Here is a 7,614-nt window from a genome sequence, read left to right on the forward strand (position 1 = left end):
GTTTTCTCCAACAGACAAATCGCTAGCCAAATTATTATCATGTTCACTCATTCAATCCCACCACGTTTCTTCGAAATATATGACTTTCTATATTTGTAGATTATATGATAATCAACAAAATTTCAAGTCATAATGTGGTTTGGCAAGCGTCGTATATTCTAGCCACTTCGTTCTGAATATACCGGCTTGATGGGAATATTCCCATACCCTTTATGTTTTTGCTTACGCAAAAAATGAGTGGCAAATTGCTAGCCACTCATAGTTCAAAATCAAATTCAAAATCAAAACACCAGCAACCAAAAATGGTGGTTGCTATACGTTCATAAATTTTATGATCACTTATGTGTATAAAATTTAATTCACTTCCAAAATTTAAATTCACGCTGCCAAAAATCAATCTGCTTTTGCAATTGTTTTTCGTTCGCTTTTAAAGTCGATTTCATTAAATCAGTTAAATCAATTGGAGATATTTCTTTGATTAATTTTTTATATTTATTCTTAGTACGTCTTTCTAATTTTCCCCATTCTTCTTCGTCATTCAACAACATAAAAACCATTGCTCTATCAGAAGTACGTTCGATAGTTTTCCAATCTGGTTGTAATATATGTACATCATTAAAACAATCGTTCCAATAATCAACCATACCTCTTTTTAATTCAATTTCTACACGCCATAGATGTTCTGAAACAACTTCAATATCTGCATTATCCTTACGTTCCTGTTTTTTATTATAAATTCTAATAAACCTATCACTGTCACGAACACCAAAATATTTCGTTTCTGGTTTACCATTACGACCATAAAAAATAGTTTTCTTAACTGATTTATCAGTCATTGCATAATAATCACTTAAATCATTTTCAAAATCAAAAGCTAAATCTAATCTTGTAAAACCGTCATCTTCCATGTAATCGATAATATTTTGTTTTAACCAAAGCATTTCTTCATGCGTAAGTTTATTTGGATTAAATTCAACACGCATATTACGTCTATCCCACGTATCTGCTTTTACTTTGTCATATTCAATATAAACTTTTTCTTGTAGCGCCTTAGCTTTAAATTTAGTTTGAAGTATATCCCAAAGTCTTATTTGTGGCTCAATACTCATAAATTCAGATAGTTTTTGAGCATTGTTTTTATTAAGATTTCCAACAATAGTCATAGCGTCAAAACTTAATTTTGGTTCGGGGGTGTACATAGTATGTCGGTTTAACCGGCTATTAGAGTAGCGGTTTTAGAAAAATTTAAATTTTTGCATTCTGCACCTTGTTTTGAATAGATTTCTTGTTCTTTTTTACTCATAAAAAAATCGGCTCCTTATTTTTATTTAAGAAGTCGCTAACCCAAATATATATCTTGAAGAATAAACCTATATCGTTTAATATCTAGATATACAAAAAATAATAAAACATAATCCTTTATATTTTATTTTGAATTGTCGTTCACAAAAACTTTGGTCGGTTTGGGGTGAGCGACTTCTTTTTTATTTGTGTATTAATATAACACTATCGAAAGACTTGGTCTAATAAGATTAAGTCTTTTTTGTTTTTTAAAATTACAATACTTGTAATAAAATCAAAATATTAAAAGCCCAGTGATGACAAGGAACTTAAAAAGGAACATTGGGATTTAGTGCTTAAATGTTTTATCCCATTTTATCCATATATGTACCTAAAGATTTCTCTACAAAACCTATAATTTAAAAACATAAAAAAACCCAATCTAAATAAAATCAGATCTCAGATATAAAAACTGATTAAATAATCATTAACAAAACAGAAAGAATAATTATAGCCACAATTAATATAATAAAATCTTTCTTACTTCTCTTTTTATAAGCAACAAAGAATAAAAATATAAATAGAACACCTAAACATATATAAGCTAACCAATTTAATCCAGCCAAGAAGCTAATAAAAGCTATTATTATATAGATAATTAATGCTATTTTAGTCATTTTTTCATAAGTCATAAAATTCTCCTTTATTATTTTGATTATTGAAAGTAATATATTTTTTGTTAAACTCTCACAAGAATATATTATAGGAGTGAAAAAATGAATAGTTTAATAAGAAAAATAGGAACGACAACAATATCTTTGGCTTTGCTATCTTCAATAGCAATTACCGCACCAGAAACATCAATAAATTCTATAACTTCATCTCATCATGAAGCACAAGCTGCAACTAAAGGATTTAAATATTTCACTACAGTTAATACGTCTACGGCTGCAAGTGATTTTGCAACTAAATCAATTGGGTATGCAACGGCTGGAGCTATAGGAGCGGCAGCCGGTGGAGGAATAGGTGCGGTGGCAGCAGGGACAGCTACTGGACATTTAACAGAAAATGTAGGTAAGTTAAAAACTATATATATTACAGATAAAGAATATATTAATAAAGTGGGACAAATAGAACATCATGCAAAATTATATAAAAATAAAGCTAAAACTAAAAAAATAGGAACAGCAAAATGGGTAACTTCCACAACTTATCCAAATGGAAATAAAGAAACAGGTCATAAATAAAGTAATAGTCCATGTATTTATTTAAATACATGGACTATTACTATTAATATTGCTAAAATTAAATATAAAAAAAAAGATCTCCATAAACTTTTTTTATCAATCTTTACTTCTTTATCTGACAGTTTTTTTACTTTTTGTTGTGTATTACCTACAAACAATTGAAGTACTAACAATATAGTAACAAATGAAATTATAAATAATACGCTTAATATAGCGGTAATCATTAAAACACCTCTTTGCACAATTTACTACGAATCATTTATTTAAACAATACAATTTAAAATGTTTTTAATCTTCATTACGAAAATCACCGAATATAAATGGATTAATAAATCCATTGAGAAGCTCGTCTTTATGTTCATGTATAGTATATACGTTTTTACTACCTATAAGACTTTATTATGTTAACCAAACAAAAAGCTCAAAATACTGTTAAATCAGTATTTTGGGCTTTTATCGTTTATCGCTATTTATACATATTTTATACATTGTTCTTTTGACAAGTTTTCATGATTTTTCATAAAACGATACTTTGTATATTCATTCAAAATTTCATGTTACAAAGTATCGTTTTAAATTGATTATTTTTGTTACAATAGAAAGGCACTTCCTGTGCGGAAAGGGGGTGCGATGTACAAATGAATATTGCACTTTTTGTTCTTACGATAGTCATTTGTCCTATTATTACAGGGATAATCTCAAATTATCTCTATGATAAATTCAAATGATAAAAGAAAACCCCCACAAAGCTTTGGACGGCTGTGGGGGTTTTTGATGTACAAAGAACATCACACTTTTTGTTACTCATATAATAACATAGTAGTCTAAAAAAGTGAACTGAGTTCCATTTTAGGGAATATATATAACTATTGATATGACAAGGGTTATAGGTGTTGATTCTTGTTATAATTCAGATCATTAATAAGGAATAATACTGTCATGAAGGAATTTATAATTCGAATTATTTAAAATAATGCTTATTCTTTTTTAATTAGGATATATGTTACTTTTTTTGAAACAGTTTAGAGAGAATAGACTGTTTTTGTTGATTTTGATCTGGTGTTTCTGATACAAAAACATCTTCTTTTGTATTTAAATCATCGGACGCTATAGACTCATTATGACTTAATATATTTTGGCTATTTAAGTTTAATGATTGTTCTTGTTTTAAGGCAATTGTTAAATCGTCAATTTGTCGATTCTTTTGTCGGATTTCTGATTCTAAATGTGAGATATATTTATCAATATATCTGTCATAACTTGCCTTCATAGGTCCTTCTTTGTTTGTCGATTCTTTTGTCATTTTTTCATCAAAGATTGACGAATTTTTTGTTGATTTACTTGATGACCTTTTATTCAAAACCGATTCTAAATAAGCGATTATACTATCATCTATTAAGGTCTTATTACCTGTTTTTTTAACTTTTAAATCCTCGGGTAAGGTTTTTAGATGGTAGTGAATTGTTTGTTTGGAAACATTTAAAATTTCAGAGACTTCTTTTACTGTTTTCATCAAATAACACGTCCCACTTTATTTATATGCTCATAATTTTTCACGTTTATTCATTTTCTCTAAAAATGCCTGTCGTTGTTGTTCTGTAAATTCAGTTGTTTTGGGTTTGATGGGTTCATATTTTTTCTGTTCTAACCATTTTGGCGTCATCTCACGATTTATATTTTGTGTCTTCTTACCTATATTCGCCATTTTAGGTTGTCGCTTTGAATAAATGCGTTTCTCAGGTTCAAAAGTAAATTCTAACCACTCAATTTTACGGCTTTTCTTAGCTTTGATTTTATTAATCGTAAGATCTTTAAATATAAAACCGAGTTCTTTGATTATAGGAGATAATACGTATTGGTTTATATTTGTCATACGATAGGAATTAGGAATATCCAAACGCTCTCTAAAATCTTCAATACTCATTTTTAAATAACCTGTATGTTTGTATTGTTTTAGTATTCTAAACATATTTTTAGCATATGTTGATTTTAAATGAGTCATTTCCTGTAGTTCAAACTTTGTAAAATCTGAAGTAATTTCATTTAATATATGCTTTAAATCTGGCGAAGTAGCGATTTCTAAGTATTTCTCAGTTAGGTCAATTTCATATCTATGAAAAAGTACGAATTTTTTAATTTTTGTTTCTGTACGAATTGTATATCTGATTTCTAGCATTTTATCGTATACTCTCTGTAAATCATCAACAAAACGATTTATATTTCTAGTTTCTGGGCTATAATTACTTAATTCTTTTAATTCATCAAAAGATAAAGTTAAAGTGTTTGTATCTTGTTCTTTTAATTTATTACACATAGCAAAAAATAAATTAATTTCTACACTCGTGAATTTTCTTAATGGGATTAGATTCATTTCATTTCTATATACAACAGTCTCTCCAGACATGTTATAATCACTCCTACATATTATGTATTATAGTACTAAAGGAAGGTTTTCCTAAGACAATTCCTTTAGTACTATTTTTTTATGCTTTAAAATGTTGTAATAATAGTAACATTAAACTAAAGGCATGTTAAATAAAAATATATGCCATATTTGTGGCAAAAGCATGCCTTTAATGTGGCAAAAGCATGCCTTTAATGTGGCAAAAGCATGCCTTTAATGTGGCAAAAGCATGCCTTTAAGGTCTGGAACTCTTTCTCGCAGTAAGGTTAAAATGGTATCTAAAAAGGGTTTAAAAAGTTTTAAAAAGATTATATAAAGTTCGAGACAATTTCACCCCATTTCAAAACCACTTCAAAAATGAATAAATTCGTTCAGAATTTATATTTATTTTAAAGATCTAACCCATTACTTTTTTAAAAAAGTAATATCAAAAACTTCTCATACTCAATCGCTACACTCATTCGTTACCATTGATACACAACAAAAATAAGAGCCTAAAACATTGTTTAAAATGCTTGAACTCTTACCTCCTTATATAATATTAATAACTATAAACCAATTTTGCTTTATTCCAATTCCTCTATTTGCCGACGATGCTGCGCTCCTTAATAATCCTAAAGCTGTCCATCGGTCGATTTAATAGCTGACGCTATTGACCGCTGGCGCTTTAAGTCTAATTAAGGGCTCTCATCGGCAAATAGATTTTCTCGGCATAAATGCGTGTTCTATTTTTTAATCACGGAACTTTGCTCTAATCCATTCATACAAGCCAATAAATAGTCCTATAGCAAATATATAAGGTAAACCATAAGCAATATACCAAACAAATGTCATAAAGCCCTCAGACGCTCTTATTTTGCTCGCTATGGCTTTCTGTAATATATCTACATGCAAGAAACTCATAAAGTCACTGCCTATGGTCATAATTAAAGCAAATAGCATAAAGACTAACAACATTGCCCCAATACCTGTAAATAATTGCTTTTGTCTTTTTTTATAGTGTTCATGTGACGCTCTTACTTCTTGCAACATACGGTCATTTTCTTCTCGTACTCTGTAAATATCTCTGCCTAATATATCTTTTAATTCTTCTGTATCAACATGTTTTAATTTTTCTTGAAGTACATCTACAAAATCATTACGAATCTTTAAGCTTTTATCTCGAAATTCCTTCGTTGCCTCTTTCAATTCGGACGTTGTTTCTTTGTGTTCTTTCTCTCTGATTTTCTGATTCTCTTGTATCTCTGCTAGATATTTTACGATTAGCTTGTTTTGTCTCTTGAGCTCGTTCAACTCTTCGTTGTTTAAGTTGTTCTGTGTGTTGCTCGACTGCGTCCAAATTGACCTTGAATCCGTCTGCGTATTCTGGCTCTCTTTGTTGTTCTTGATGTCTTTCATGCTCATAGTCAATCGCCCCTTTTTCATAATCTGAACCTAGCGTTCTTCCACGCACCCATTTATTTGCATTTTCAGGCTTATATGAGATTGTTTCGCCACGAAGCTTAACTTCTACCCCTTTTTCTTCTAAATGCTCTGAAAACGTCTCTAAATTGCTTGTATGTTCTTTTGCATTTTCAATCAATTCACGTAATTCATCTTTCCAAGAATATTCTTCTCTATCAAACACAATGCCCTTTTCTGCTTGCGTGTATCTCATTTTGGCAGTGCCACGTTCTGTCACACTCAAACCATGTTCACGACAGACATTATCATTTTCTTTTTTGACTAAATCACGTTGTTTTTTATTACTTTGATATTTCTTTCCAGTTTCTAGATCAACTGAATTAATCACAATATGATTATGATAATGGTCTTTATCTGTATGCGTATAAACAGCTACTTGATGATTAGGTGCTATCTTTTTTGCAAGTTCTAAGCCGAGTTGATTACATTGTTCTGGAGTTACTTCGCCAGGTTTAAAAGACTGAATAACTGTATGTGCTTGAATTCCATCTTCTTTGCCATACAAAGCTCTTGTTTGTTTGAAAGCCGATTTTGCATAATCTACATCGCAATTCAAACCACTTTTTTCTTCTGCACGTTTCTCTGCGTAATTGATTGCTCGACTTGCCGATTTGGTATTACCTAATTTAGTTGTTGCCATTATCATCACTTCTTTTTTGTTTGGGAGCTAATATATCTCTAATAATATAAATAATTGTTATTAAGACTATAAAACAAAAAGACCATTTGGCATCTGGAAAATCAGTGAAAATTATTAATCCTAAATAACTGATAAACACAATAGCAACAACAATATTAAAATAGAGTCTTAATTTAGGTTTTGCCATATTTCATCCAACCTTTCACGTACTGCATTTATATTATATTCCAAGCCTTCATAATTTGGTGCGTCATGTTGATGTTGATTGCAATATTTAGCAATCTGATTCACATTCGCCCCCAACTTACTTAAATCTTTGGCAATCGATTGTCGCGTCTCTTTATCAAATTTGGGCGCTACCAATCGACTACCATGTGCCTTTTTCTTAACGAAATTCGGCACACTCATATTCAAAGTTTCGGCCGATGACCTTAACTTTTCATATTCGTATTCGCTCACTCTGAAACTAATTTGTTTTGGCTCTTTGCGGTTGGGTTTTTGGTTTTCTCCAACAGACAAATCGCTAGCCAAATTATTATCATGTTCACTCATTCAATCCCACCACGTTTCTTCGAAAT

At 30.2% G+C, this 7,614-nt stretch carries 8 protein-coding genes and 1 pseudogene; 1 reads left to right on the forward strand and 8 read right to left on the reverse strand.

Annotation, left to right across the window (positions count from 1 at the left end):
- Positions 1–359: 359 nt before the first annotated feature.
- Positions 360–1,303: pseudogene (locus J5E45_RS14185) on the reverse strand (replication initiation factor domain-containing protein).
- A gap of 454 nt (positions 1,304–1,757) precedes the next feature.
- Complete coding sequence (locus J5E45_RS14190; protein ID WP_070039719.1) at positions 1,758–1,973, reverse strand: hypothetical protein; 216 nt, start codon at positions 1,971–1,973, stop codon at positions 1,758–1,760.
- Between the two features lie 84 nt (positions 1,974–2,057).
- Here J5E45_RS14190 and J5E45_RS14195 point away from each other — a divergent pair, with 84 nt between their 5' ends.
- Positions 2,058–2,528 (forward strand): hypothetical protein, encoded by a 471-nt coding sequence (locus tag J5E45_RS14195; RefSeq protein WP_070039721.1) that lies wholly within the window; start codon positions 2,058–2,060, stop codon positions 2,526–2,528.
- Between the two features lie 1,003 nt (positions 2,529–3,531).
- Here the strand turns inward: J5E45_RS14195 and J5E45_RS14200 are convergent.
- From J5E45_RS14200 to J5E45_RS14225, 6 genes are all read right to left on the reverse strand, one after another.
- Positions 3,532–4,041, reverse strand: coding sequence for a helix-turn-helix domain-containing protein (locus J5E45_RS14200; protein ID WP_070039725.1), 510 nt, complete (start codon positions 4,039–4,041; stop codon positions 3,532–3,534).
- 30 nt (positions 4,042–4,071) lie between these two features.
- Positions 4,072–4,932: a replication initiation protein gene (locus J5E45_RS14205; protein WP_070039727.1), complete on the reverse strand. Its 861-nt coding sequence runs from the start codon at positions 4,930–4,932 to the stop codon at positions 4,072–4,074.
- Positions 4,933–5,664: 732 nt separating this feature from the next.
- The gene (locus tag J5E45_RS14210; protein WP_208182375.1) at positions 5,665–6,120 is read right to left on the reverse strand and encodes a DUF334 domain-containing protein; all 456 of its coding nucleotides are present in this window, start codon (positions 6,118–6,120) and stop codon (positions 5,665–5,667) included.
- Positions 6,089–7,036: a relaxase/mobilization nuclease domain-containing protein gene (locus J5E45_RS14215; protein ID WP_208182376.1), complete on the reverse strand. Its 948-nt coding sequence runs from the start codon at positions 7,034–7,036 to the stop codon at positions 6,089–6,091. Before J5E45_RS14215 ends, J5E45_RS14210 begins: the two co-directional genes overlap by 32 nt.
- On the reverse strand, positions 7,023–7,223 hold the full coding sequence (locus J5E45_RS14220; protein WP_208182377.1) for a hypothetical protein: 201 nt from the start codon (positions 7,221–7,223) through the stop codon (positions 7,023–7,025). Before J5E45_RS14220 ends, J5E45_RS14215 begins: the two co-directional genes overlap by 14 nt.
- Positions 7,205–7,588 carry a plasmid mobilization protein gene (locus tag J5E45_RS14225; RefSeq protein ID WP_208182378.1) on the reverse strand — a complete coding sequence of 128 codons (384 nt, stop codon included), beginning with the start codon at positions 7,586–7,588 and terminating at the stop codon, positions 7,205–7,207. The genes J5E45_RS14220 and J5E45_RS14225 overlap by 19 nt, the downstream gene beginning before the upstream one ends.
- Positions 7,589–7,614 lie beyond the last annotated feature (26 nt).

It is taken from the genome of Staphylococcus shinii (genome assembly GCF_017583065.1).
Taxonomy (GTDB): Bacteria; Bacillota; Bacilli; order Staphylococcales; family Staphylococcaceae; genus Staphylococcus; species Staphylococcus shinii.

What these genes read in the sequence shown, in the direction of transcription:
- J5E45_RS14190 (WP_070039719.1), bottom strand. Translation starts at nt 1,973, where the DNA reads ATGACTTATGAAAAAATGACTAAAATAGCATTAATTATCTATATAATA.
- J5E45_RS14195 (WP_070039721.1), top strand. Translation starts at nt 2,058, where the DNA reads ATGAATAGTTTAATAAGAAAAATAGGAACGACAACAATATCTTTGGCT.
- J5E45_RS14200 (WP_070039725.1), bottom strand. Translation starts at nt 4,041, where the DNA reads ATGAAAACAGTAAAAGAAGTCTCTGAAATTTTAAATGTTTCCAAACAA.
- J5E45_RS14205 (WP_070039727.1), bottom strand. Translation starts at nt 4,932, where the DNA reads ATGTCTGGAGAGACTGTTGTATATAGAAATGAAATGAATCTAATCCCA.
- J5E45_RS14215 (WP_208182376.1), bottom strand. Translation starts at nt 7,036, where the DNA reads ATGGCAACAACTAAATTAGGTAATACCAAATCGGCAAGTCGAGCAATC.
- J5E45_RS14220 (WP_208182377.1), bottom strand. Translation starts at nt 7,223, where the DNA reads ATGGCAAAACCTAAATTAAGACTCTATTTTAATATTGTTGTTGCTATT.
- J5E45_RS14225 (WP_208182378.1), bottom strand. Translation starts at nt 7,588, where the DNA reads ATGAGTGAACATGATAATAATTTGGCTAGCGATTTGTCTGTTGGAGAA.